This is a genomic window from Duganella sp. Root1480D1 (assembly GCF_001427305.1).
Lineage (GTDB): Bacteria > Pseudomonadota > Gammaproteobacteria > Burkholderiales > Burkholderiaceae_D > Rugamonas.
Genome location: NZ_LMFZ01000045.1, coordinates 180,988 through 204,424 on the forward strand (window position 1 = coordinate 180,988; position 23,437 = coordinate 204,424).

Genomic DNA, 23,437 nt, shown 5'->3' on the forward strand with positions numbered 1-23,437 from the left:
TCAAACTCCTTAGACCGCCGAGACCCCGCCATCCACTGCCAGGACCTGGCCGGTAATGTGCCGGCCGGCGTCGGAGGCGAACAGCGCAACTGCGCCTTTCAGGTCCTCGTCGCCGCCCAGGCGCTGCAGCGGCGCGGCCGCCGCCAGCTTGTCCTCACCCATGGCCTTGATCACGCCTGCGCTCAGCTTCGACGGGAAGAAGCCCGGCGCCAGCGCATTGACGTTGATGCCGTACTCGCCCCACTCGCCGGCGAGGGTACGGGTGAAGTTGATCAAGGCCGCCTTGGACGTATTGTAAGCGACGGTCTTCATGGTGCCGGGGCCATTGCCGGCCAGGCCGGCAATCGATGCGATATTGATAATGCGCCCGCTGCGGCGCGGGATCATGGAGCGCTTGCCGACCGCTTGCGACAGCAGGAAGATGCTGCGCACGTTCAGGTTCATCACCTTGTCCCAGGCCTCCAGCGGATAGTCTTCGGCAGGCGCGCCCCAGGTGGCGCCGGCGTTGTTGACCAGGATGTCGATGTGGCCGCCCAGCGCCGCCAGCGCGGCATCGACCAGCGGGTCGACCGCAGCTTCCTTGCCCAGGTCGGCGGCAATGGCAAAGGCCTGCACGCCGTTTTGCGTCAGTAGCGCAACCGCTTCGTCCAGGTCGGCCTGCTTGCGCGAAGTGAGCACCACCCTGGCGCCCAGTTCGCCCAGCGCCAGGGCCATTTGCAGGCCCAGGCCGCGCGAGCCGCCGGTGACCAAAGCGGTTTTGCCTGTGAGGTCGAAGAGTTGCTGGGTAGTTCGCATGATCGAGTCCTTATATTGTGTAGTCCATGCACTGGCGCGCGTCGCGCACAGCGCTGAAGAATGGTTTAAGTGCCTGGTGCTGCGGGTGCGACTGGTAAGCGTCAAGCGCTTCTTTGCTGTCGAATTCGGAATACAGCACGACGTCGTAAGTGGCTTCCAGGCCGGGCGCGGCGAGTCCCACTTCCAGTTTCAGGATGCCTGGCACGATGCCGGCGCAGGCCAGCAGCTGTTGCTTCATCCTGGCGGCATTGGTGGCGCGGTCGGCGCCTTCAGCGTGCTCTTTCAGCTTCCACATGACGATGTGCTTGATCATTCGCTAGTCCTCAGAACCACGCGTCCTGCATGTCGAGCGTGGTGGTGTCGAGCGCGGCCAGCAAGTCCAGTTGCGGCTGGACCCTGGGCAGCTCCCATTGATAGAAATAGCGGCAGGCTTGCAGTTTGCCGCGCCGGAAGCTGTCCTCTTCCGGCAAGCTGGCCACGGCTACCATGGCTTGCTGCAGCCAGATCCAGGCAAGCACCACATGCCCCACCGCTTCCAGGTAGACCGTGGCGTTGGCCAGGGTCTGGTTCAGGTCGGGGGCAGCATACAGTGCCTGCGTGACTTCTTCAACCCGGCGCCAGGCCGCGTCCAGCGCATCGGCGTGGGCGGCGAGCTGGCGGGCATCGGCACTGCGGCCCGCGCTGCGCGCGCTGTGCACGGTGGCGCGGATTTCTTCGGCCATGGTCTTCAGCAGCGCACCGTCGTGAATGCTGGCCTTGCGGCCCAGCAGGTCCAGGCCGTGGATGCCGTGGGTGCCTTCGTGAATCTGGTTCAGGCGGTTATCGCGGTAGAACTGCTCGACGTTGTACTCGCGCGTGTAGCCGTAGCCGCCATGCACCTGGATCGCCAGGTTGTTCGCTTCCAGGCCCCATTGCGAAGGCCAGGATTTGGTGATCGGCGTCAGGAATTCCAGCAGGCGGCCGGCGCGCTGGCGCAATTCCGGCGTCTCGCCGGTGTGCTCGTCATCGACCAGGCGGGCACTGTACAGGCACAGGCCAAGCGCGCCTTCCACGTAGGCTTTTTGCGCCAGCAGCATGCGCCGCACGTCGGTATGGGCGATGATCGGCAATTGCGGCGAAGACGGGTCCTTGGCCGCTGGATGGCGGCCTTGCGGGCGTTCGCGCGCATAGTCCAGCGCGTGCAGGTAGCCGGTGTAGCCCAGCACCGCCGCTGCCAGGCCGACGCCGATGCGGGCCTCGTTCATCATATGGAACATATTGAACAGGCCCTGGCCTTCGCGTCCCACCAGGTAGCCAATGGCGCCGCTGCGCCCGCCCGGTTGCTGGCGCCCTTCGCCGAAATTGAGCAGACAGTTGGTGGTGCCGCGGTTGCCCATCTTGTGGTTCAGGCCCGCCAGCGCGATGTCGTTGCGCTCCCCACCGTCGAGGAACTTGGGGACGATGAACAGCGAAATGCCCTTCACGCCCGGCACCAGCTTGCCGTCCGGGCCGGGAATCTTGGCCAGCACCAGGTGGATGATGTTTTCGGCCAGTTCGTGCTCGCCGCCCGAGATCCACATCTTGTTGCCGGTCAGGCGGTACTGCGCGGCACTCTCGGGGTCGGGCTCGGCACGCGTCGTAATGTCGGACAGGCTGGAGCCGGCCTGCGGCTCGCTCAGGCACATGGTGCCGAACCAGCGCCCTTCCAGCATGGGCCGCACATAGTGTTCGACTTGCGCACTGGAGGCGCACTTGAGCAGCGTATTGGCATTGCCGATGGTGAGGAAGGCGTAGCTGGAAGTCGCCATATTGGCAGCCGTGAAGTAGGCGGTGACCGCCTTCTCCACTGTCAGCGGCAATTGCATCCCGCCCAGCGCGTAATCGTGGCCGGCAGCCATCAGGCCGGCGGCCGAGAACGCATCGAGCGCGCGCTTGACTTCAGGGATCACGCTGACGCGTTCGCCGTCGAACCGCGGCTCGTGCTGGTCGCTCAGTTTGTTGTGCGGGGCGAACAGCTCGCTTGCCATCCGTTCCGCCGTGTCGAGGGCGGCCGTGAAGGTCTCGCGGTTATGGTCGGCGAAGCGCGGGCGCCTGGCCAGCCCTTCTACGTCCAGCCAGTCGTACAGCATGAATTCGACATCGCGGCGATTCAGCAGCCGGGACGCCATCACACCACCTCGAACAGGCCTGCCGCACCCTGGCCGCCACCGATGCACATGGTGACCACCACATATTTCACACCGCGGCGCCTGCCTTCGATCAGCGCGTGGCCGACCATGCGCGCGCCGGAGACGCCGTAAGGATGGCCGACCGCAATGGCGCCGCCGTTGACGTTCAAGCGCTCCATCGGGATGCCCAGCTTGTCGGCGCAATACAGCACCTGCACCGCGAAAGCTTCATTCAATTCCCACAGGCCGATGTCTTCCACCTTCATGCCGGCGCGCGCCAGCAACTTTGGCACAGCGAACACCGGACCGATGCCCATTTCATCCGGTTCGCAACCTGCGACGGCAAAGCCGCGGAAAATGCCGAGCGGCTGCAAGCCTTTGGCGGCTGCCATGCGGTCGCTCATCACGATGGCGCAGGAAGCACCGTCGGAGAACTGGCTGGCATTGCCGGCGCTGATCACCCCGCCCGGAATCGCGGTGCGGATGCCGCGCACGGCTTCGATCGTCGTGTCGGCGCGAATGCCTTCGTCTGCCGCGACAGTCACTTCACGCGTGCCAAGCATGCCTGTCGATCTATCGGCCACACCCATGGTCACGGTCATCGGCACAATCTCGGCGTCGAAGCACCCTGCGGCCTGCGCGGCGGCAGCGCGTTGCTGGCTCTGCACGCCATATTCATCCTGCCGCTCTTTCGGGACGCCGTAACGCCTGGCCACGATTTCCGCGGTCTGCAGCATCGGCAGGTAGATCGCTGGCTTGTGCTCATTCAGCCACACGTCCTGGTACATGTGCAGGTTCATCTCCTGCTGCACGCAGGAGATCGATTCCACGCCGCCGGCGGCAAAGATCTCGCCTTCGCCCGCCAGCACGCGCTGAGCGGCGCTGGCGATGGTCTGCAGGCCGGAGGAGCAGAAACGGTTGACGGTCATGCCTGGCACGCTGACCGGGGCCCCGCCACGCAGGGCGATCTGGCGCGCGATATTGCCGCCGGTCGCGCCTTCGGGATTGGCACAGCCCATGATCACGTCTTCCAGCTCGCCCGCTTCGATGCCGGCGCGCTCCAGCGCCGCCTGCAGCACGTGGCCGCCCAGCGTGGCGCCATGGGTCATGTTGAAGGCGCCCTTCCATGACTTGGCCAAGCCGGTGCGGGCGGTTGAAACGATGACTGCGTCGGTCATGAAGGTCTCCTGAGTGATTTGTTTCGAACCAGCATAGCACAGCTTTAGCACGGTCGTTCGCTAAATTGTTTGCCGTGTAAGTTTTGTGTAAGTTTCAAGCAAGCATGACGTAAGGAACCGGGTCCAGACTCCATCCTGCCGTTGAAGCATTTGAAATACACACTACACAACTGGAGACAAGCAAAATGGCAATTAGTTCTAGCACCGCCGACGGGCGGAGCATCGGCAGCGGCAAATCCGCGCCGATGACCAAGGAAGAGAAGAAGGTCATCTTCGCCTCTTCGCTCGGTACCGTGTTTGAATGGTACGACTTTTATCTTTACGGTTCGCTGGCATCGATCATCGCCAAGCAGTTCTTCGTCGGCGACCCGACCACCTCCTTCATTTTCGCGCTGCTGGCCTTCGCTGCCGGCTTCATTGTGCGCCCCTTCGGCGCCATCGTGTTCGGCCGCCTGGGCGACATGATCGGCCGTAAATACACCTTCCTGGTCACCATCCTGATCATGGGTATGTCCACCTTCATCGTCGGCTTGCTGCCCAATTACGCCAGCATCGGCGTGGCGGCGCCGATCATCCTGGTGACGCTGCGCCTGCTGCAAGGCCTGGCGCTGGGCGGCGAGTACGGCGGTGCGGCAACCTATGTGGCCGAACATGCGCCGCACGGCAAGCGCGGCCTGTTCACCGCCTGGATCCAGACCACGGCAACGCTGGGCTTCTTCCTGTCGCTGCTGGTGATCCTGGCCTGCCGCAATTCGATGCCGCTGGAAGAGTTCGAATCCTGGGGCTGGCGCATTCCATTCCTGGTGTCGGTGGCACTGCTGGGCATCTCGGTGTGGATCCGCCTGTCGATGAACGAGTCCCCTGCTTTTGCCAAGATGAAGGCGGAAGGCAAGACTTCCAAGGCACCGCTGAGCGAAGCGTTCGGCCAGTGGAAAAACCTGAAGATCGTGATCTTCGCGCTGATCGGCCTGACCATGGGCCAGGCGGTGGTGTGGTACACCGGCCAGTTCTACGCGCTGTTCTTCATGATCCAGACGCTGAAGATGGACATCGCTACCGCCAACATCCTGATCGCCATTGCGCTGATCCTGGCGACGCCGTTCTTCATCTTCTTCGGCAGCCTGTCCGACAAGATCGGCCGCAAATGGATCATCCTGGGCGGCTGCCTGATTGCAGCGGCCACCTATTTCCCGCTGTTTGGCGCCCTGACCCACTACGGCAACCCGCAACTGGAAGCGGCCATCAAGAATTCGCCGGTGGTGGTGGTGGCTGATCCTGCGTCCTGCCACTTCCAGTTCAATGCCACCGGTGAGAAGAAATTCCCATCGTCCTGCGATATCGCCACGTCCATGCTGTCCAAGGCATCGGTGGCCTACACCCGCCAGGATGCGCCTGCCGGCAGCGTGGCCGTGATCAAGGTCGGCGACAAGGAAGTGCAGTCGTTCAACGCCACCATGACTGCCGATGGACTGAACTTCGACGCGGCCTCGAAAGACAAGGAAAAAGCCCTGAAGAAGGATGTTGGCGATACCGTCAAGGCGGCCGGCTATCCGGCCAAGGCCGACCCGGCGCAGATCAACAAGCCGATGATGGTGCTGATCCTGTGGGTGCTGGTGCTTTACGTGACCATGGTGTACGGCCCGATCGCGGCCATGCTGGTGGAACTGTTCCCGACCCGCATCCGCTACACCTCGATGTCGCTGCCATACCATATCGGTAACGGCTGGTTCGGCGGCCTGCTGCCAACCACCGCCTTCGCCCTGGTGGCGTTCAAGGGCGACATCTACTACGGCCTGTGGTATCCGATCGTGATCGCCCTGGCGACCCTGGTGATCGGCGCCCTGTTCATCCGCGAAACCAAGGATAACAACATCTACGCGCAAGACTAGGCGGCCCTGGCGCTGACAAAAGCCGCCCTGCCCGGGCGGCTTTTTTTCATTCAGCGCCGCTTGGCTGTGTGCTCCAGCGCGTAGGTGGCAGTGCGGTCGATGATGGTACCGCCCAATTCAGCGATCTGGCCGGCAAACGCTTCGTTGCCAATCGCTTCGCTCAGCGCGACAAACGCCAGGCCGCCGGCCATGGGCAGCGTGTAGTCCTCCAGTTCATCGGGGCGTGGCGGGCGCGGCGGGCGGGGGCCGTGGCCGGGCCAGTTCAGCGGCGGGCGCGGCACGGTGCCGCACCAGTCGTCGAGGATGGCTTTCAGGAAGCCTTTGGTGTCGCCGCCTTGCGTCAGGATGGTGGCGGCGGCATCGACCTGGCGCTGGGCCAGGCTGACTGCGGCCAATTGCGCCGCTTCCAGCCACGGTGCGGGTTCGGGTTCGGCAAACTGCGCTGCGTGCTGGTACTTCTTGCCGAGCGGACCGCCGCCGATGACTTCCCAGATTTTGGGGTTGATGCGGGCAATGATCTTGGCCAGCGTGGTACTGATGTGCAAAAGTTCTGACATGGCGTCTCCTCCAGAACAGTTGGGGGTATTGGAGACGCCGGAGCGGCGGCTCCAGCGAAAACTTTACGCTGAAAACCGCCTTGGATACTCACACTTTGTCACCGCGACATGCGCTCAGCGTGGCTTAGCCGATGATACGCAGGGAGAAATCGGTGGCCTTGATGTCTTTGGTCAGGGCGCCGATGGAGATGCGGTGCACGCCGGTTTCGGCGATGGCGCGCACGGTGTCGAAGTTGACGCCGCCGGACGCTTCCAGCAGCGCGCGGCCGCCATTCAGCTGCACGGCAGCGCGCATCATGTCGAGGTTGAAGTTGTCGAGCAGGATGGACACCGCGCCGGCGCTCAAGGCTTCCTCCAGCTGCTCCAGCGTTTCAACTTCGACCTGGATGCTGACCTTGGCGTCCAGGTGCTTGGCGGCAGCCAGTGCGGCCGTGATGCCGCCGGCGGCGGCGATATGGTTTTCCTTGATCAGGATGCCGTCGTACAGCGCCAGGCGCTGGTTCTGGCCGCCGCCCACGCGCACCGCGTACTTCTGCGCCAGGCGCATGCCAGGAATCGTCTTGCGGGTGTCCAGGATGGCAGCCGTGGTGCCGGCTACCACGTCGACGTAGCGGCGGGTGGCGGTGGCCACGCCGGACAGCAGCTGCATGAAGTTCAATGCCGAGCGCTCGGCGGTGAGGATGGCGCGGGCCGGGCCGACGATGGTACAGACCGGGGTGTCGGCGGCCATCAGATCGCCTTCCGCGTAATGCCAGTCGATGCCGATGGCGGCGTCCAGCGCCACCATGACGCCTTCAAACCACTGCGCGCCGCACAGCACGGCTTCTTCGCGCACGATCACGCGCGCGGTGGCGCGGCCGTCTTCGGGCACCAGCTTGCCGGTCAGGTCGCCAGTGCCGATATCTTCCATCAGGGCCGCCAGCAGGTTGCGCTCATAGGCGCCCGCCAGCGCATCGTCGAACGGTGCGAATTTATTTTTCAGGGTGCTCATGCAGGACCGATACCTTGGAACAGTTGCGCTTCTTGCGCCAGGTCCGCACCTGGAGCGACTTTGGCTTTCTTGGCGGCCGCGAAATCAAGCATGCGGTTGATCGAACGCTGGGCCAGCTTGCCGATTTCAGGATCAACGTGGATTTCGTTGTTCATGTTTTCCAGCACGTCGGCCAGGTTGCGCAAGCCGTTCATCGCCATCCACGGGCAGTGCGCGCAGCTCTTGCAGGTGGCGCTGTTGCCGGCGGTTGGGGCTTCGATGAAGGTCTTGCCCGGGGCAGCCATGCGCATCTTGTGCAGGATGCCATTGTCGGTGGCGACGATGAATTCGGTGTTGGGCAGGCTGACGGCGGCGGCGATCAGCTGCGAGGTCGAGCCGACCACGTCGGCCTGCTCGACCACGCCGGCCGGCGATTCCGGGTGCACCAGCACTTTGGCGTTCGGGTGCTCGGCCTTCAGCAGATCCAGCTCGACGCCCTTGAATTCGTCGTGCACCAGGCAGGAGCCCTGCCACAGCAGCATGTCGGCGCCGGTCTGCTTCTGAATGTAGCCGCCCAGGTGCTTGTCGGGCGCCCACAGGATTTTCTTGCCCTGCTCATGCAGGTGCTTGACGATGTCGAGGCCGATCGAAGACGTTACCATCCAGTCGGCGCGCGCTTTCACCGCGGCGGAAGTATTCGCGTAGACCACCACGGTGCGGTCCGGGTGCTGGTCGCAGAAGGCGATGAAGTCTTCCGGAGGACAGCCCAGGTCGAGCGAACAGGTGGCATCCAGGTCCGGCATCAGGACGGTCTTTTCCGGGCTCAGGATCTTGGACGTTTCGCCCATGAACTTGACGCCGGCCACCACCAGGGTCTTGGCCGGATGGTCGCGCCCGAAGCGCGCCATTTCCAGCGAATCGGAGACGCAGCCGCCAGTTTCCTCGGCCAGGTCCTGCAGGTCGGCGTCCACGTAGTAGTGCGCCACCAGCACGGCGTTACGCTCGCGCAGCAGGGTCTTGATGCGTTCCTTCAGCAGGATCTTCTCGTTGGCCGGCACCGGTGCCGGGGTGCGCGCCCACGCATGGGCCACGCAACTGCCGCCTTCGACTGGCTTCTCGAATTCGACAGTCTTGATGGGAGTTTCAATCATTACTCGATGCCTTGGCTCTTCAAGTATTCTTCATAGCCGCCGCGGAAGTCCACGACTTCGTTTTCCTTGATCTCGATGATGCGGGTGGCCAGCGAGGAAACGAACTCACGGTCGTGCGACACGAAGATCAGGGTGCCGGCGTACTTTTCCAGGGCGATGTTGAGCGACTCGATCGATTCCATGTCCATGTGGTTGGTCGGTTCGTCCAGCAGCAGGACATTGTGGCGGCCCAGCATCAGCTTGCCATACATCATACGGCCTTTTTCGCCACCCGACAGGACCTTGACCGATTTCTTGACTTCGTCGCCGCCGAACAGCAGGCGGCCCAGCGAGGAGCGCACGGCCTGGTCGTCGTCGCCTTCCTTGGTCCACTGGCCCATCCAGTCGGTCAGGTTGAGGTCGGTGGCGAATTCCTCGGTCGGATCTTGCGGCATGTAGCCGACGTTGGCGTTTTCCGCCCATTTCACCAGGCCGGTGTCACTGTCCAGGCCAGCGATCTCCTTGCCGCCGATGCAGCGCAGCATGGTGGTCTTGCCGGCGCCGTTGGCGCCGATGATGGCAATGCGCTCGCCCGCTTCGACCATCAGGTCGACGTTCTTGAACAGCGTGCGGTCGTAGGTCTTCGAGATGCCCTGGGTCTCCACGGCCAGGCGGTGCAGCTTCTTTTCGCCTTCGAAGCGCACGAACGGATAGGCACGCGACGATGGCTTGATGTCTTCGATCTTGATCTTGTCGATCTGCTTGGCGCGCGAGGTGGCCTGGCGTGCCTTGGATTTGTTGGCCGAGAAGCGGCGCACGAAGTCCTGCAGTTCGGCGACCTTTTCCTTGGCCTTGGCGTTGTTGGCCAGCTGCTGGTTGCGGGCCTGGGTCGAGGCCAGCATGTATTCGTCGTAGTTGCCTGGATAGATCTTCAGCGTGCCGTAGTCCATGTCGGCCACGTGGGTGCAGACCTGGTTCAGGAAGTGGCGATCGTGGGAGATGATGATCATCGTCGAATCGCGCTGGTTCAGCGTGTCTTCCAGCCAGCGGATGGTGTTGATGTCCAGGTTGTTGGTCGGTTCGTCCAGCAGCAGGATGTGCGGGTTGGAGAACAGGGCCTGCGCCAGCAGCACGCGCAGCTTCCAGCCTGGCGCCACGGCGCTCATCGGGCCCTGGTGCAGGCTGATGTCGATGCCGGCGCCCATCAGCAGTTCGCCGGCACGCGCTTCAGCGGTGTAGCCGTCGTATTCGGCGACCTTGCCTTCCAGTTCGGCCGCTTCCATGTAGTCGTCGTCGGTCGCTTCCGGATTGGCGTAGATGGCGTCGCGCTTGCTCATCGCTTCCCACATCTCGGTGTGGCCCATCATGACCACGTCCAGCACGCGCATTTCTTCGTAGGCGAACTGGTCCTGGCGCAGCTTGCCGAGGCGCTCGTTGGCATCCAGGCTCACGTTGCCGGCGGACGGTTCCAGGTCGCCACCCAGGATCTTCATGAAGGTCGACTTGCCGCAGCCGTTCGCTCCGATCAGGCCGTAGCGGTTACCGTCGCCAAACTTGACGGAAATGTTCTCGAACAGCGGCTTGGCGCCGAACTGCATGGTAATGTTAGCGGTAGAAAGCATGCTGGAATAAATGTGGGAAAAAGCGAATCGGGCATTATACCTCGCCGGCCGTGAGCCCGCCTAGCAGCCGCCAGAGGGAAACGGGCAGGAAAGTTATGAATATTGCCATAGCCATCGCCATCAATACGCTGCCCATGCTGGCATTGGTGCTGCTGGCCATGCTGGTCGAGCGGCGGCGCCCGGTCGATCCACCGCAATTTGCCGCCGCCCGGCTCAACCTGCCGTATTTGTTCGTTTTTTCCGCCAGCGGTCCGCTGACCTCCCTGGCGCTTGGCACGTTTACCGTTGCTGCCGTCAACGCTGCGGGCGGCGGGCTGATCCGGCTTTCGGCGTCGGGCTGGTGGTTGCTGCCCTCTTTCCTGGCTTACCTGTTCGTCCTCGACCTGCTCGAATACCTGTTTCATCGCGCCCAGCACCGCTTCGCCTGGATGTGGGCCATGCATTCATTGCATCACAGTGACCCGGCCATGAATGCTTCTACCGTCGAGCGGCATTTCTGGCTCGAACCGGCGCTCAAGGCGGTGAGCATTTACCTGCTTGCGGGTTTATTGTTTGCTACGCCTAATGTCATTCTCGGGATGTATGCGGTGCTTGGCTTCTATCATGTCGTCCCGCACATGAACTTGCGCCTTGGGTTCGGGCGCGGTTGGTGGCTGCTGAATTCTCCGCAATTCCATCGCATCCACCATTCGGCGCTGCCGCGGCATTACAACTGCAACTTTGCGTCGCTGTTTCCGGTGTATGACCTGCTCTTCCACACCTACCACGTCCCTCAACCCGGCGAATTTCCGCCCACGGGACTCGACCAGCAACCCACATCCTTGTGGCAAGCCCTGACCTGGCCGCTCCGCTATCGTCAACCCCGTGCGCAGTCGAAGACCCTTTCCGATTTGACCCAAAACTCTTAAACGCTCTTAATCGCACTTATTCTCTCTTATTCACTCTTGTTTTCTCTTATTTCGCCTAGATTTCGTGCGCAACGTCACTGCACGTTTCCATTCAACCTCGTTGGGCAAACGAATCCAAATAGTTTCCCATGCATTACGAAAAGATCCGCTGATTTGATTTACGAACTGAGCAGGCGAAACAGCTTTTCCTTCAAACAGCAACTCGCGCCCTCTTACATAAGCGAGGTAGCTGGTGCGTTTGTAAACGTTTCGAAGGATGGCGCCGTCTGGCAAAAAGACGTCCTTCCACTGATAGCCATCGAGCGTTGCCGGCGAGCGATTTGACTTCGCGTCCAGAAAGGCTGCCATCCAGGCTGCAATCGCCTCATCAACAATCTCATGCATTTCCTGCTTCAGACCTTGGGTGAACATGAAATTCCCTAACCCTTGGTAAGTTTCAAATGAAGCAGGCAAACTGAAAAGCATGTGGTCCATGACATCCCCCTCTTTCCAAAAGGCATGCCAACTTAGACTCGAATAAGAGTAAAAAAGTTCAAATAAGAGAAAACAAGAGTGAATAAGAGCGTTTAAGAGTTTTCGCGAAAATCGCGAACACCCCTCTATTGGCGCATCCAGTCCCGCAATTCGTAGTACCAATAGGTCAGTTGCGCTGCCAGCAGGCCGGCGGGGCCGCCGGTGGTGGGCAGCCCCCACGCCGCAAACTGGTCGACCTGACTGAGTTCGCCCATCAGCGCCGCCGACAGCACGTCGCCCGCCAACGAAGTGGGGCCGACGCCGTGGCCGCCGAATCCCATGCCGTACCAGACGCCGTTGGGCAAGCGCCCCAGTTGCGGCATCTTGTGGCGGCCATAGCTCATCAATCCGCTCCAGGCATAGTCAACCTTGGTGCCGGCGAGTTGCGGATAGACCTTCAGCATGTCGTCGTACAGCAAGCGCGCGACGTCTTCCGGGCTGCGCGACCGAATCGAGATGCGCCCGCCCCATAACAGCCGGCTGTCCTGCAATGGCCGATAGTAATCGAACGCGAAGCGCGTGTCGTAGATGGCAGCGTCGGTGGCCAGCGCCTGCGGCATGCGGCCGTCCAATGGCTCGGTTACCATCACATAGGTCGCGATGGGCAGGATGGCGCCGGCCAGCGCCGGGTACAGGCGCTCGATATAGCCGCCACAGCAGATCACCACCTCATCGCACAGCACTTCGCCGTCAGCCGTCGCGACACGCCACCTCGCGCTGCCGCCCCGCAACGTATCGCCGGACCGCTCGATCGACGCCGCGCGGCTGCCTTCATGGACCCGGACCCCGCCTGCTTGCAGTGCACTCGCCAATCCCTGGGCATATTTCAGCGGATGGAAGTGGAAAGCATTTTCCTCATACAGCGCTCCGAAATAGCGCTCGCTGCGAGCACGCTCGGCAAAATCGGCGGGCGAAATGCGCTCCCACTCCACGCCCAGGTGATCGCGCATGAACTGCTGCCGCTCATCCAGCACGCCCGGCTCATCGAACCAGTTGGCGAGATAAATGCCGCCATGGGTCGCATCGCAATCGATGCCGTAGCGCGCAATGCGGCGGCGGATCTGCTCCACCGCTCCAAGGGTAAGCTGGTACAGCCGCCGGCCCTGCTCCGCCCCTACGGTGGCCAGCAGCGCTTGTTCGTCCAGCGAATAGCCGCCAAAGACAAAGCCGCCGTTGCGGCCGGAGGCGCCGTGGCCGACCTGCTCGGCCTCCAGCACCACCACGTCGCGCTCACCGTGCTCCATCAGCGACATGGCAGTAGCAAGGCCTGCAAAGCCGGCGCCGATGACGCAAACGCGTGCCTCCTGGCGTCCAGCCAGGGCGGGAAAATTCACGCCGGGCGCGGTAGCGCGGTAATAATTCTCCGCGCCGTTCATGGCAAGGTGGGATAAGCGCTTACGGTAAGGTTGAAGCCCTCGGCATCGGAAACCAGCTGCGCCTGCGCGCCAAACGGCAAGGTGCAGCGCTCTTTCACGTGACCGAACGGCAGCCCGGTCAGCACCGGCACCGGCAGCGTCTCGCGGATGAACGCCAGCATCGTGTCGAAATCATAGCCGTTATCGTGGGCACCCAGCCGGTAGCCGGAAAAGTCCCCCAGCACGATGGCGCGCTGGCGCTCCAGCACCCCGGCGTAGTGCAGTTGCAGCAGCATGCGCTCAACGCGATACGGATGCTCCGCGATATCTTCCAGGAACAGGATGCCGCCATCGATCTGCGGCCAGAACCGGGTGCCGATCAGATGATTCACCATCGCCAGGTTGCCGCCCCACAGCGTGCCCTGCACGTCCACCAGCGGATTGCCGGCCGCCGTCCCGCGCACAGCATGGGTCGGCCCGCGCAAGCAATCCCAGAATTGTCGCAGCGTGTACTCGACCGGCTCCTCGCGGATAAAGTCGTCGCACATCATCGGCCCGGCAAAACTGATGCGGCCCGTGGCCTGGTACAAGCCCATATGGAAGGCCGTGATATCGCTATAGCCGCTGAACAGCTTCCCGCTGTCGGCCATTTTGCGAAAATCGATGCGCGGCATGATGCGGCTGATGCCATACTGCCCGCGCAGCATGATCACCACCTGGCAAGCAGGATCGGCTGCAGCGGCATCGAGCTGCGCCAGGCGGCCATCGTCGGTCCCTGCAAAGCGCAGGAATTTGCGTTCGGATTGGTAGTAGTTGTGGACGATGCAGCCCTGCGCTTCAAGGCGGGCAATTCCGCGTGCCAGCGCGGTGTCATCCAGGGCGTAGCCGCCGGGTGCGGCAATGGCAATTCCGATATTTTTCACCCGGCCATATTACCCCGCAGATGTTGTTCTAGCAAGGCGAGCAAGCGCCCCACCAGGGCCGGCGGCATATCGTGCCCCATGCCCTCGATCAGCTCCAGCCGCGCGCCCGGGATCTGGCGCGCGGTATCGATGCCGCAAGCGCAAGGCAGCAGCGGATCGGCATCACCGTGGATCACCAGCGCCGGGCAGCGGATCTTGTGCAGCAGCGCGCTGCGGTCGCCGCAGGCGGCAATGGCCAGCAGTTGCCGCGCCACGCCGTCGCCGTTGACGTTGCGCGCCACCGCCGCGCCGGCCATCTGGCGCAGCACCTCTTCCGGCATCGGAAAGCCCGGACTGCCGATGGTGCGGAAAGTGTCGACCATCTGCTCCACCACGCGCGCCCGGTGGTGGGCGCTGGGCGAGCGCCGCAGCAGGATGCGCCGCGCTGCCGGGGTCGGCCCCGGCAAGCCGGGCCGTCCGCTGCTCGACATGATCGATGTCAGGCTCAGGGTACGCGCCGGATAGTGCGCCGCCATGATCTGCGCCACCATGCCGCCCATCGATACCCCGACAATATGCGCGGCCGCCACGCCCAATGCATCGAGCAGGCCGACCGCGTCGCCAGCCATGTCGTGCAGGGTGTAGGGCGCGCGCTGGCGCCAGCCGCACAGGTGGCGCAGGTAGGCCAGCCACAGGTTCGGCGCGCCCAGGTGGTCGAAATGGGAAGACAGGCCGGCATCGCGGTTGTCGTAGCGGATCACGCGGTAGCCGCGCTGCACCAGCCCTTCCACGAACTCGCCAGGCCAGGAAATCAGTTGCAGGGCCAGCCCCATGTTCAACAGCACGGCCGCTCCGGCCAGGTCGCCGCTGGACTCGTAGGTAATCGTAATACCGTTTATATCAACGCTGGCCATGGCTCAGCATAGCACCGCGGCAGCAGCGCGTGGCGCGCGCTCAGGCGGCGTTGTTTTTGCGCAGCGCGCGGCGTTCGGCGAAGAAATCCTTCAGCATCTGGCCGCAGTCGTCAGCCAGCAGGCCGCCTGCCACCTCGGCGTGGTGGTTCAGTTGTTCGCTCTGGAAAACATTGACAACCGAGCCACAGGCGCCGGTCTTGGGGTCGCTGGCGCCATAGACAATGCGCGCCAGGCGGGCGTGCATCATGGCGCCGGAACACATCACGCAGGGCTCCAGCGTGACGTACAGCTCGCAGCCGGGCAAGCGGTAATTGCCCAGCGCCTCGGCGGCGGCGCGCAGGGCCATGATTTCGGCGTGGGCGGTCGGGTCGTGGCGGCCGATCGGCTGGTTGTAGCCGCGGCCGATCACCACGCCATCCTTGACCACCACGGCGCCTACCGGCACCTCGCCTTCGGCCCAGGCGCGACGCGCTTCCAGCAGCGCCTCGCGCATGTAGCGCTCATTCGACAATTTCAGCCCAGCAGTTCGGGGTTTCGTGCAGCACCAGCTTGTGCAGGTGCAGGCCGGTGCCGTAACGGTCCTTGAAGGCGGCCTTCAGGATGTCCCAGGCCACCGCCGCCAGGTTTTCCACCGTCGGGATGCGGTCGATCACCACCGTCTTGTGGTTCGGCAGTGAAGCGAGGAAATCCTTGACCGCCGCATCTTTCTCGTACACTAGGAAGGCGTGGTCCCAGACGTCGACCAGGTGTTCCCTGGCGATGGTCTTGACGTCGGAAAAGTCCATGATCATGCCGTTGTCGGAATTGCCTTCGGCGTCGATCACCTTGCCGGTCAGGGTGATTTCCAGGGTGTAGCGGTGGCCGTGCAGGTTGCGGCACTGGCTCTTGTGGTCCGGAATGCGATGGCCGGCATCGAATTCCAGCTTGCGGGTAATCGTTAACATCGGGTCAGCAGTACTTAAGGTATGTTCAACAGTTTATGGGTTTGCAGGCTCAGTTTCCATTTCGGATTGCGCTTGCAGGTCTCGATCGCCAGCGTGGTATTGAAGGCCGCCAGCGGGCCATCCATCGGCTGCACGAAGAAATTCTCGAAATCCAGGCCTTCGTAGGCGGCCAGGTCCTGGTCCTTCTGCGGGATCACGACCTTGATTTCATGGCCCTTGGCCACCACCAGCTGCGCCCCCATTTTCGGGCTGACGCAGATCCAGTCCACGCCGGCCGGCACCGCGATGGTGCCATTGGTTTCGATGGCAATGGTAAAGCCCAGCGCGTGCATCGCTGCGATCAGCGGCGCATCGAGTTGCAACAGCGGTTCGCCGCCGGTAAACACCACGTACTTGTGGCCATGGCCGGCCGGCCACAGACCGTCGATTTCCCCTGCCAGCGCCTGTGGCGTGGCGAATTTGCCACCGCGCTCGCCGTCGCTGCCGACAAAGTCGGTATCGCAGAACTGGCATACGGCGCTGGCGCGGTCCTGCTCGCGGCCGCTCCACAGGTTGCAGCCGGAAAATCGGCAAAACACGGCAGGCCGCCCGGCATGGGCGCCTTCGCCCTGCAGGGTGTAGAAAATTTCCTTGATGCTATAAGTCACGGGGACATCCGGTGGTCGGCAACCCTACATTATAGCGCGTTTCACGAAACGAAACGGCTTTGCGCTTCGTCAACATTTGCCTCTTGCGGCAGCGGCACAATCAAATTCCCGACGCAGTGAACAACAAACAGGGCCGCCGCCAAATGAATAGTCTGCTCAAGATCTCCCACCTGATGGAAGCACCCTCCCCCGACCAGCCGCAGGGTTTTGCGCTGAAGCTGATGGAGCTGCTGGTCATTCCCACTTTCGTGCTCGACGCCCAGGGCCGGGTCATCATCTGGAACCGCGCCTGCGAACGCCTGACCGGCGTGCCGGGGCACGAGCTGCTCGGCACCAGCGGGCACTGGTGCGCCTTCTATGCCAACCAGCGCCCGACCTTGGCCGACCTGGTGATCGCCGGCCGCACCGGCGAGATCCTCGACCTGTACGACGGCCAGTCGCGCGGCCCGGCCGGCAGCCAGGACAATCTGTGCGCGGAAAACTGGTGCGAAATGCCGCGCACCGCCGGCCGCCGCTACCTGGCCGCCGACGCCAGCCCGATCTACGACAGCGACGGCCAGCTGGTGGCCGTGGTGGAAACCCTGCGCGACCTGACCGAGGAAAAGCAGGCCCAGATCGCGCTCGAGCAGCTGGCCACGCGCGACGGCCTGACCGGGCTGGCCAACCGGCGCTGCTTCGACCACACCCTGCTGGCCGAATGGCAGCGCGCCCTGCGCCAGGCGCAACCGCTGTCGCTGCTGATGGTCGACGTCGACAACTTCAAGCAATACAACGACGCCTACGGCCACGTCGGCGGCGACGATTGCCTGAAGCGCATTGCCGCAGCCGTGGCCGGCGAGATGCGTGCCAATGACCTGGTGGCGCGCTATGGCGGCGAGGAATTTGCCGTGATCCTGCCCAACCAGTCGCTGAAAGGGGCCGCCATCGTGGCCGAACGGATCCGCTGCCGGGTCGAGGCGCTGCGCCTGCCCACTAGCGGCGCGGCCCAGCACTACGTCACGGTCAGCATCGGCGCCGCCACGGCCATCGCCTCCCACGAGCACCAGCCGGCGCAGCTGGTGGCCACGGCCGATGCGGCGCTGTACCGCGCCAAGCACATGGGGCGCAACCGGATCAGCCTGCCCGGCACCTAGCGCCGGCCGCGCCGCCCAGCGTGGCGCGGTTGCGCCCGCCGCGCTTGGCTTCGTACAGCGCCTTGTCGGCCGCCTCCAGCAACCTGGCCGGGCTGTCGTCGCTGTCCGGCGCCAGCGAGCACAGGCCGACGCTGATGGTGACCTGCGGCGCCACCGGCGAGGCGGCATGCGGCAGCCCCAGCCCCGCCACGTGCTCGCAGATCCAGCCGCCGTAGCGCTGCACGTCGTCTTCGCAGCTATTCGGCAGCAGCACCACGAATTCCTCGCCGCCGTAGCGCGCCACCAGTTCGCCCGGCCGGCGCGTGCACTGCGCCAGCGCCTGCGCCACTGCGCGCAGGCATTCGTCGCCCACCTGGTGGCCATAGTGGTCGTTATACAGCTTGAAGTGGTCGACATCGACCAGCGCCACCCCCAGCGCCGCACCCTGGCGCCGGTGCCGCGCCACTTCGAGCGCGAACCGCTCGTCGAAATAGCGCCGGTTGTGCAGGCCGGTCAGGCCATCCTGGTGCGCCAGCGTGTCCAGGCTGGCCAGCGCCGCCTGCAGGCGCAAATGGGTGCGCACGCGGGCCTGCACCACCGGCCCGCTCAAGGGCTTGGTGATGAAGTCCACCGCGCCGGCATCGAGGCAGGCGATCTCGCTTTCCACGCCGCTGCTGGCGGTCACGAAAATCACCGGGCAATGCCGCAGGTCGGGGTCGGCCATGATGCGTTCGCACACCGCAAAGCCGTCCATGCTCTTCATCTGCAGGTCGAGCAGGATCAGTTGCGGGCGCTGGGCGCGCGCGATTTCCAGCCCCGCCATGCCATTGGTGGCAAACAGCACCCGCGCCTGCTCGCGCAGCATCGCGCTCATCAGGCGGATGGTGTCGGGGTTGTCGTCGATGATCAGGATGGTGCTTTCCATGCTTCCTCACTCAAGACGTCGAGCGCGGTACCGAAGTCCAGCGCTTCGATGGCAGTTTCCAATTGGGCCGTGGCATCGTCGCCGCGCTGGCTGGCCAGTTGCGGGCGCAGCTGGCGGAACTGCACCAGGGCGTCCAGGTCCTGCCGCCGCAGCATGTCGGCCAGGGTCTGCATGGCCGCCTGCAAATCCTGCTGCACGCCGGCCGCCGGTGCCGGCTGTTCCAGCTGCAGCCAGCGCGCCGCGGCCTGCAGCGTGGCCGACAGCGCGTCTTGCACCAGCGCGAATTGTTGCTTGACGGCCGCGCCGTCGCCGCTGCGCAAGGCTTGCTCGGCCGCCAGCGTGGCTTCGGCAAAGTTGCGCGCACCCAGGCTGCCGACGCCGCCGCGCAAGGCGTGCAGCGCCGCCGCCGCGCCGCTGGCGTCGCCGTCCTGCCAGCGCGCCTGCGCCGCATCGAATTCCGCCTGCGACTGGCGCACCACGCGCGCCACCAGCGCCACGATGTTCTGGCGCTGCGGTCCCTGGCCGATCACCGCCAGCAGCTTGCGGATAGCGAACACGCCCGGCTGCAGGTCTGCCGCCCCGCCCGCCGCCGGCTGCGGCCGCGCGGCCGCGCCCAGGTGGGCCGCGATGCTGGCCAGCATTTGCGTATAGTCGACCGGCTTGGGGATGAAGCCATCCATCCCGCATTCCCGGCAGCGGGCCTGCTCGGTATCGAGCACGCCCGCGCTCATGGCCAGGATCGGCAGCCGCAGGCCCATTTGCTGGCGCAGGATGCGGGTCGCTTCAAAACCGTCCATCACCGGCATCTGCACGTCCATCAGCACCAGGTCATAGTCAGCCGGGCCGTCGCGCAGCAAGTCCACCGCCTGCCGGCCATGCTCGGCCACCGTCACCTGGGCCCCGGCCGGCTCCAGCACGCCGCGCGCCACCACCTGGTTGGTCGGGTTGTCTTCCACCAGCAGGATGCGCGCGCCGCGCAGCACGCTGGCGTAGGCCGCCTGCGCGGCCTCCGGCGCCAGCGCCAAGCTGCCCTGCTGGCGCAAGCCTTGCAGCAGCAGGCGCATGGCACCAGGCAGTACCGGCTTGGCCAGCGCCGCCGCTTCGCCCGGCAGCGAATGGCGGTCCAGGCTGCGGTTCAGCGCGACCAGGCGCAAGCCCTCGAATGCGGCCGTGCCCTGGGCGTCCAGCAGCACCGAATCGACCAGGGCGACGTCCCAGCTGGCGGCGTCCACGGCCGGCGCCGCCGCGTGCGCTTCCACCACGCAGCCCCAGCCCCGCAACTGCGCTTCCAGGTAGTGCAGCGTCGGCACATGGTCGTCGACCAGCAGCACGCGCATGCCGGCCAGCGCAGCGCTGTCGGCCTCGTCGCCGCGCTGGCGCCGCGCCACTTGCAGCGGCAGCGACACCACGAACTCGCTGCCGCGCCCCGCTTCGCTGCTGACCGTGATGGTGCCGCCCATCAGTTGCACCAGTTGCTGGGAAATCGACAGTCCGAGCCCGGTGCCGCCAAAGCGCCGCGAGGTCGAGGTGTCAGCCTGCTCGAAAGGATTGAACAGGCGCCCCAACTGCTCGCCGCTCATGCCGATGCCGCTGTCGCTCACCACCAGCTGCAGGATTTCCATCGAACTGCCCGGCGCGCTGCTGCCGATATGCACTCGCACCTCGCCTTCTGCGGTGAACTTGATGGCGTTGCCAACCAGGTTGAGCGCCACCTGGCGCAGACGCTGCAAATCGCCCACCAGGCTGGGCGGCATTTGCGGGTCCTGCGTGAGCAGCAGGTCGAGGCGCTTGCCGACGCTGGCCGACTGCATGGCAGCGGCCACCGCCTCGGCCAGCTCGTCGACCTGGAACGGTGCCGCTACCACGGTCAGCTTGCCCGCCTCGATCTTGGACAGGTCGAGAATGTCGTTGACCAGGGCCAGCAGCGCACTGCCGGAGGCGCGGATCAGGCGCACGTATTCCTGCTGTTCGGCGCTGAGCGGGGTGCGCTCCAGCAGTTGCCCGATGCCCAGCACCGCATTCATCGGGGTGCGGATCTCATGGCTCATATTGGCCAGGAAGGCGCTCTTGGCGCGACTGGCTTCCTGCTGCTGCAGCTCGGCCTTCTTGCGTGCCGTGATGTCCAGCGCCACGATGTGGAAGCCGCACACCTCGCCCTGCACATCGGTGTCGGGGATGTAATCGGTCATGAAGTGGCGCTGCCAGCCGGCGCGCTCGGTATCGGTCTCGAAGTGCACCCGTTCGCCGCGCAGCGCCGCCGCCACCTGCGGCGCGAGCTGGCGGTACAGTACCTCGCCCAGCACGTCCTGCATGCTGCGCCCGATCATGCCGGCCGGGTCGATGCCGAGCAGGGTCTGGTAGCTGCGGTTGGCAAAGCGGAATATCTCATCCTGGTCGACATAGCCGATGGCGGCCGGGTTATGGTCCGCCACCGTGCGCAGGAAGCGTTCCTTGTCGGCCAGCTCGAGCTGGACACTGGCCAGCGCCGAGAGCTGTTCTGCCGCCGCCTCTTCGCTGCGCCGGTTGTGCGTGGCATCGGTGACAAATACCACGTAGGCCTGCGCCCCGTCGAGCGCATGGCGCGCCAGCGTCAGCTCCGCGTCGAAGCGCGCACCGTCGCGGCGCCAGCCGGTCAGCGCCACCGGCTGCCCCACGCTGCCGTCGCCCAGGCTGGCCAGCAGGCCCGCACTGGCCTGCAGGAATTGCTCGACCGGCTTGCCCAGCACGTCGGCGCGCTGCCAGCCGAAGATGGCGCCGGCCCGTTCATTCCAGTCGCTGACCATGCCATCGCTGGTCAGGCCGATAAACGCTTCCTGGGTCGCCTCGAGCATGGCGCGCAGGCGCGCGGCATCGGCGTGCCCGGCCTCCAGCACCCGCGCCAGCTCGGCATCGCGCTCCTCAAGCTGCAGCAGCAACTGCCCTTTGTCGGCCGCCAGTTGCCGGGCCGCGCCCTGCTGGCGCTGCAGCACCGCGTTGCAGGCTTCGCGCAGGCTTTCCAGTTCGCTGAAGCCGCCCGCCAGCGGCGGCACCTCGCGCGCCTCGCCCTGCTCCACGGCGCGTAGCGCGGCCTGCGCCTGCTGCAACGGCTGCAGCAAGGCGCGCGCCGTGCGCCAGCCAAGCAAGGCAAACAGCACGGCCAGCGCCATGCCGACCAGCGCCACCCCGGCCTGCAGCCGGCGCACCGGCGCCAGCGCGCTGGCGGCATCCTGCCTGACCAGCACGGTCCAGCCCAGCCCCGGATAGCCGTCATACCCGCGGGTGCGGCCGTAGCCCACCAGGTAGTCGCGCCCATCGGCCCAGCGTTCTTCCACATAACCGGCATGCTGCAGCCGCGCCTGCGCCAGCGCTGCGCTTGGCAAGGGCTGTTCCAGCAAGCCGTCAGGACCAGCCAGCACCTTGCCGCCGCGCGACACCACCAGCACGTTTTCAGCCAGTAGTTCGCGCGCCCAGTTCCAGTGCAGCTGCACGCCCAGTACCCCGGCCGGGCGGCTGGCGCCGTCGTAATACGGGAACGCCAGGTCGATCACACGCAAGGCGCGGCTGCCGTTGGACGGCAGCAGGTGCCCCAGCAGCGGATCGGCATGCACGTCGTGCACGTAGACCCCGCTTGGCGCTTCGGCCCACCACGGCTGTTGCGCAACATTGGCACCTTCCAGCACGCCGCCGGTGGCGATGGTGACCTTGCCGGCCGCATCGGCCAGCCCGATCCAGGCATACAGGGGATAGGTGCGCTGCAGGTCGTCCAGCAGGTGGCGTCGTTGCGCCACAGTGTGCTCGGCACCGGATGCCCCGGCGCGGCGCGCCAGCAGCTGGACTTCGCGATAGCGCTCGAACATGGCAGCGTCGAGCTGGTCGGCGCTGTCGCCGGCCCGCTGGGCCAGTCCCTGGCCGATGCTGCGCTTCAGTTCCGCCGCAGTGCGCCAGCCCAGCAAGCCGGCGGCCAGCAGGGTCAGCAGCAAAACTGCCGTTACCAGCAGCCCGGCCAGCACCGTCCCCAGGCCCGCCGGGCCGATCCTGTGTCGCAGGGAAGCACGTTCGGGCAAGGCGTGGTCTGGCATGGCAGCTCCGGTTCTCCGAAGCCCCGAGTATAACCGACTCTCCAGCGAAAAGTTGCCAGAAAGTCTTGTTCAAACTGCCTTGCTTAATGCACTTTACGCCCCGAGCGCGACTTCTGGGCCTTGGTTTCGCCGTGTTCGCGGCGCTGCTTGTTCACGATGCGCGCCGCGACTTCTTCTTCGCGGCCGGGATAGCGGTGCTCCTGCTTGAACTCCTGCTTGAGTTCCTTGTACTCGCGTTCCCGTTTCTGGCTGGCTCCTCTTGGCATGACAGGCCTCCTTGTTTCAAATCCTGCCTACATGCTAGCCAAGGTTGGGCAGGCACAGCGCACGTAAAGCGCGCCCACTTTCACTACTTTATCGACATGCAAGTATTTATTCCAGGCAATAGGTATTTTCAAAATGACTGGAGAGGCTCCCATGCACGATCATTACAGCAAGGCCCACAAGCTGCTCATCCCAGTCTTGTGGCCACCACGCGGTGGGCATGATCGAACTGCATTTCGGCATTTTCGTGCTGCTGGCACTGCTGAAGGTCTACCAAGACTGGCGCGTGATCGTGGCAGCGGCCGCCTTTGCCGCGGTGCACCACCTGTCCTTCAATTTCCTGCAGCAGGCCGGCTTCGGCACCATTTCGCAGTCAGCTTCACGCGCCAGCGCATACAGACCGAGGCCGACCGCCGCACCCTGCAAGCCAGCTTCAACCGCATGCACCCGCACGCTTACCGAAGCCCACGCCGGGCTCGACGCCATCAGCGATGCGGCGCACGCCATCGCCAGCGGCAACCAGGAGCCGTCGGCGCGCATCGAACAACAAGCGGCCAAACTGCTGCGCACTGTGGGCACCGTACAACAACTGGCGCAGGCGGTGCGC

General features: G+C 64.6%; 22 protein-coding genes. 3 read left to right on the forward strand and 19 right to left on the reverse strand.

Annotated elements, in window-relative coordinates; translation table 11 throughout:
- Positions 1-9 precede the first annotated feature (9 nt).
- Genes ASD58_RS23705 through ASD58_RS23720 form a run of 4 tightly spaced genes read right to left on the reverse strand, consistent with a single transcriptional unit; the run spans position 10 to position 4,120 of the window.
- Positions 10-795, reverse strand: coding sequence for an SDR family oxidoreductase (locus ASD58_RS23705; RefSeq protein WP_057263754.1), 786 nt, complete (start codon positions 793-795; stop codon positions 10-12).
- A gap of 10 nt (positions 796-805) precedes the next feature.
- Entirely contained in the window at positions 806-1,108 is a 303-nt protein-coding gene (locus ASD58_RS23710; protein WP_057263756.1) for a Dabb family protein, read from the reverse strand.
- Between the two features lie 10 nt (positions 1,109-1,118).
- Positions 1,119-2,942, reverse strand: coding sequence for an acyl-CoA dehydrogenase (locus tag ASD58_RS23715; RefSeq protein ID WP_057263758.1), 1,824 nt, complete (start codon positions 2,940-2,942; stop codon positions 1,119-1,121).
- Entirely contained in the window at positions 2,942-4,120 is a 1,179-nt protein-coding gene (locus ASD58_RS23720; RefSeq protein ID WP_057263760.1) for an acetyl-CoA C-acyltransferase, read from the reverse strand. The genes ASD58_RS23715 and ASD58_RS23720 overlap by 1 nt, the downstream gene beginning before the upstream one ends.
- 185 nt (positions 4,121-4,305) lie before the next feature.
- Here ASD58_RS23720 and ASD58_RS23725 point away from each other — a divergent pair, with 185 nt between their 5' ends.
- Complete coding sequence (locus ASD58_RS23725) at positions 4,306-6,009, forward strand: MFS transporter (protein ID WP_057263762.1); 1,704 nt, start codon at positions 4,306-4,308, stop codon at positions 6,007-6,009.
- Positions 6,010-6,059: 50 nt separating this feature from the next.
- Here ASD58_RS23725 and ASD58_RS23730 read toward each other — a convergent pair whose 3' ends face one another.
- The 4 genes from ASD58_RS23730 to ASD58_RS23745 form a co-directional block, all read right to left on the reverse strand.
- Positions 6,060-6,566 (reverse strand): hypothetical protein, encoded by a 507-nt coding sequence (locus ASD58_RS23730; protein WP_057263764.1) that lies wholly within the window; start codon positions 6,564-6,566, stop codon positions 6,060-6,062.
- Between the two features lie 124 nt (positions 6,567-6,690).
- Positions 6,691-7,557 carry a carboxylating nicotinate-nucleotide diphosphorylase gene (nadC, locus tag ASD58_RS23735; RefSeq protein WP_057263766.1) on the reverse strand — a complete coding sequence of 289 codons (867 nt, stop codon included), beginning with the start codon at positions 7,555-7,557 and terminating at the stop codon, positions 6,691-6,693.
- Positions 7,554-8,684 (reverse strand): quinolinate synthase NadA, encoded by a 1,131-nt coding sequence (gene nadA / locus ASD58_RS23740; protein WP_156401475.1) that lies wholly within the window; start codon positions 8,682-8,684, stop codon positions 7,554-7,556. The genes nadC and nadA overlap by 4 nt, the downstream gene beginning before the upstream one ends.
- Before the next feature lie 2 nt (positions 8,685-8,686).
- A complete protein-coding gene (locus tag ASD58_RS23745) occupies positions 8,687-10,288 on the reverse strand; it encodes an ABC-F family ATPase (protein WP_057263770.1) in 1,602 nt (533 codons plus the stop codon).
- 95 nt (positions 10,289-10,383) lie between these two features.
- Here ASD58_RS23745 and ASD58_RS23750 point away from each other — a divergent pair, with 95 nt between their 5' ends.
- Entirely contained in the window at positions 10,384-11,196 is an 813-nt protein-coding gene (locus ASD58_RS23750) for a sterol desaturase family protein (protein ID WP_057263773.1), read from the forward strand.
- A gap of 30 nt (positions 11,197-11,226) precedes the next feature.
- Here ASD58_RS23750 and ASD58_RS23755 read toward each other — a convergent pair whose 3' ends face one another.
- The 7 genes from ASD58_RS23755 to queE all read right to left on the reverse strand — a co-directional run bounded on the left by ASD58_RS23755 (position 11,227) and on the right by queE (position 16,471).
- Positions 11,227-11,670: a hypothetical protein gene (locus tag ASD58_RS23755; protein ID WP_057263774.1), complete on the reverse strand. Its 444-nt coding sequence runs from the start codon at positions 11,668-11,670 to the stop codon at positions 11,227-11,229.
- A gap of 125 nt (positions 11,671-11,795) precedes the next feature.
- Positions 11,796-13,085 carry an FAD-binding oxidoreductase gene (locus ASD58_RS23760; protein ID WP_057263776.1) on the reverse strand — a complete coding sequence of 430 codons (1,290 nt, stop codon included), beginning with the start codon at positions 13,083-13,085 and terminating at the stop codon, positions 11,796-11,798.
- Positions 13,082-13,987, reverse strand: a complete 906-nt coding sequence (gene ldcA, locus ASD58_RS23765) for a muramoyltetrapeptide carboxypeptidase (RefSeq protein ID WP_057263778.1) — start codon at positions 13,985-13,987, stop codon at positions 13,082-13,084. Before ldcA ends, ASD58_RS23760 begins: the two co-directional genes overlap by 4 nt.
- The gene (locus tag ASD58_RS23770) at positions 13,984-14,880 is read right to left on the reverse strand and encodes an alpha/beta fold hydrolase (protein WP_057263779.1); all 897 of its coding nucleotides are present in this window, start codon (positions 14,878-14,880) and stop codon (positions 13,984-13,986) included. Before ASD58_RS23770 ends, ldcA begins: the two co-directional genes overlap by 4 nt.
- Before the next feature lie 40 nt (positions 14,881-14,920).
- Entirely contained in the window at positions 14,921-15,373 is a 453-nt protein-coding gene (gene tadA / locus ASD58_RS23775; protein ID WP_057263781.1) for a tRNA adenosine(34) deaminase TadA, read from the reverse strand.
- A 7-nt stretch (positions 15,374-15,380) separates the two neighbouring features.
- A complete protein-coding gene (gene queD, locus ASD58_RS23780; RefSeq protein ID WP_057263783.1) occupies positions 15,381-15,824 on the reverse strand; it encodes a 6-carboxytetrahydropterin synthase QueD in 444 nt (147 codons plus the stop codon).
- A gap of 14 nt (positions 15,825-15,838) precedes the next feature.
- On the reverse strand, positions 15,839-16,471 hold the full coding sequence (gene queE, locus ASD58_RS23785; protein WP_057263785.1) for a 7-carboxy-7-deazaguanine synthase: 633 nt from the start codon (positions 16,469-16,471) through the stop codon (positions 15,839-15,841).
- Positions 16,472-16,614: 143 nt separating this feature from the next.
- On the opposite strand from queE, the gene ASD58_RS23790 reads away from it, so the two are divergent.
- Positions 16,615-17,604: a sensor domain-containing diguanylate cyclase gene (locus tag ASD58_RS23790; RefSeq protein WP_082565661.1), complete on the forward strand. Its 990-nt coding sequence runs from the start codon at positions 16,615-16,617 to the stop codon at positions 17,602-17,604.
- Here the strand turns inward: ASD58_RS23790 and ASD58_RS23795 are convergent.
- The 4 genes from ASD58_RS23795 to ASD58_RS32665 form a co-directional block, all read right to left on the reverse strand.
- The gene (locus ASD58_RS23795) at positions 17,585-18,508 is read right to left on the reverse strand and encodes a diguanylate cyclase domain-containing protein (RefSeq protein WP_057263787.1); all 924 of its coding nucleotides are present in this window, start codon (positions 18,506-18,508) and stop codon (positions 17,585-17,587) included. The genes ASD58_RS23790 and ASD58_RS23795 overlap by 20 nt on opposite strands.
- Positions 18,490-22,566 (reverse strand): ATP-binding protein, encoded by a 4,077-nt coding sequence (locus ASD58_RS23800; protein ID WP_057263789.1) that lies wholly within the window; start codon positions 22,564-22,566, stop codon positions 18,490-18,492. The genes ASD58_RS23795 and ASD58_RS23800 overlap by 19 nt, the downstream gene beginning before the upstream one ends.
- A gap of 83 nt (positions 22,567-22,649) precedes the next feature.
- On the reverse strand, positions 22,650-22,832 hold the full coding sequence (locus ASD58_RS23805) for a hypothetical protein (RefSeq protein WP_057263791.1): 183 nt from the start codon (positions 22,830-22,832) through the stop codon (positions 22,650-22,652).
- 268 nt (positions 22,833-23,100) lie between these two features.
- Positions 23,101-23,400: a hypothetical protein gene (locus ASD58_RS32665; protein ID WP_304438522.1), complete on the reverse strand. Its 300-nt coding sequence runs from the start codon at positions 23,398-23,400 to the stop codon at positions 23,101-23,103.
- Positions 23,401-23,437: the final 37 nt, after the last annotated feature.

What these genes read in the sequence shown, in the direction of transcription:
- ASD58_RS23705 (WP_057263754.1), bottom strand. Translation starts at nt 795, where the DNA reads ATGCGAACTACCCAGCAACTCTTCGACCTCACAGGCAAAACCGCTTTG.
- ASD58_RS23710 (WP_057263756.1), bottom strand. Translation starts at nt 1,108, where the DNA reads ATGATCAAGCACATCGTCATGTGGAAGCTGAAAGAGCACGCTGAAGGC.
- ASD58_RS23715 (WP_057263758.1), bottom strand. Translation starts at nt 2,942, where the DNA reads ATGGCGTCCCGGCTGCTGAATCGCCGCGATGTCGAATTCATGCTGTAC.
- ASD58_RS23720 (WP_057263760.1), bottom strand. Translation starts at nt 4,120, where the DNA reads ATGACCGACGCAGTCATCGTTTCAACCGCCCGCACCGGCTTGGCCAAG.
- ASD58_RS23725 (WP_057263762.1), top strand. Translation starts at nt 4,306, where the DNA reads ATGGCAATTAGTTCTAGCACCGCCGACGGGCGGAGCATCGGCAGCGGC.
- ASD58_RS23730 (WP_057263764.1), bottom strand. Translation starts at nt 6,566, where the DNA reads ATGTCAGAACTTTTGCACATCAGTACCACGCTGGCCAAGATCATTGCC.
- nadC (WP_057263766.1), bottom strand. Translation starts at nt 7,557, where the DNA reads ATGAGCACCCTGAAAAATAAATTCGCACCGTTCGACGATGCGCTGGCG.
- ASD58_RS23745 (WP_057263770.1), bottom strand. Translation starts at nt 10,288, where the DNA reads ATGCTTTCTACCGCTAACATTACCATGCAGTTCGGCGCCAAGCCGCTG.
- ASD58_RS23750 (WP_057263773.1), top strand. Translation starts at nt 10,384, where the DNA reads ATGAATATTGCCATAGCCATCGCCATCAATACGCTGCCCATGCTGGCA.
- ASD58_RS23755 (WP_057263774.1), bottom strand. Translation starts at nt 11,670, where the DNA reads ATGGACCACATGCTTTTCAGTTTGCCTGCTTCATTTGAAACTTACCAA.
- ASD58_RS23760 (WP_057263776.1), bottom strand. Translation starts at nt 13,085, where the DNA reads ATGAACGGCGCGGAGAATTATTACCGCGCTACCGCGCCCGGCGTGAAT.
- ASD58_RS23770 (WP_057263779.1), bottom strand. Translation starts at nt 14,880, where the DNA reads ATGGCCAGCGTTGATATAAACGGTATTACGATTACCTACGAGTCCAGC.
- tadA (WP_057263781.1), bottom strand. Translation starts at nt 15,373, where the DNA reads ATGCGCGAGGCGCTGCTGGAAGCGCGTCGCGCCTGGGCCGAAGGCGAG.
- queD (WP_057263783.1), bottom strand. Translation starts at nt 15,824, where the DNA reads ATGTTAACGATTACCCGCAAGCTGGAATTCGATGCCGGCCATCGCATT.
- ASD58_RS23790 (WP_082565661.1), top strand. Translation starts at nt 16,615, where the DNA reads ATGAATAGTCTGCTCAAGATCTCCCACCTGATGGAAGCACCCTCCCCC.
- ASD58_RS23795 (WP_057263787.1), bottom strand. Translation starts at nt 18,508, where the DNA reads ATGGAAAGCACCATCCTGATCATCGACGACAACCCCGACACCATCCGC.
- ASD58_RS23800 (WP_057263789.1), bottom strand. Translation starts at nt 22,566, where the DNA reads ATGCCAGACCACGCCTTGCCCGAACGTGCTTCCCTGCGACACAGGATC.
- ASD58_RS23805 (WP_057263791.1), bottom strand. Translation starts at nt 22,832, where the DNA reads ATGCCAAGAGGAGCCAGCCAGAAACGGGAACGCGAGTACAAGGAACTC.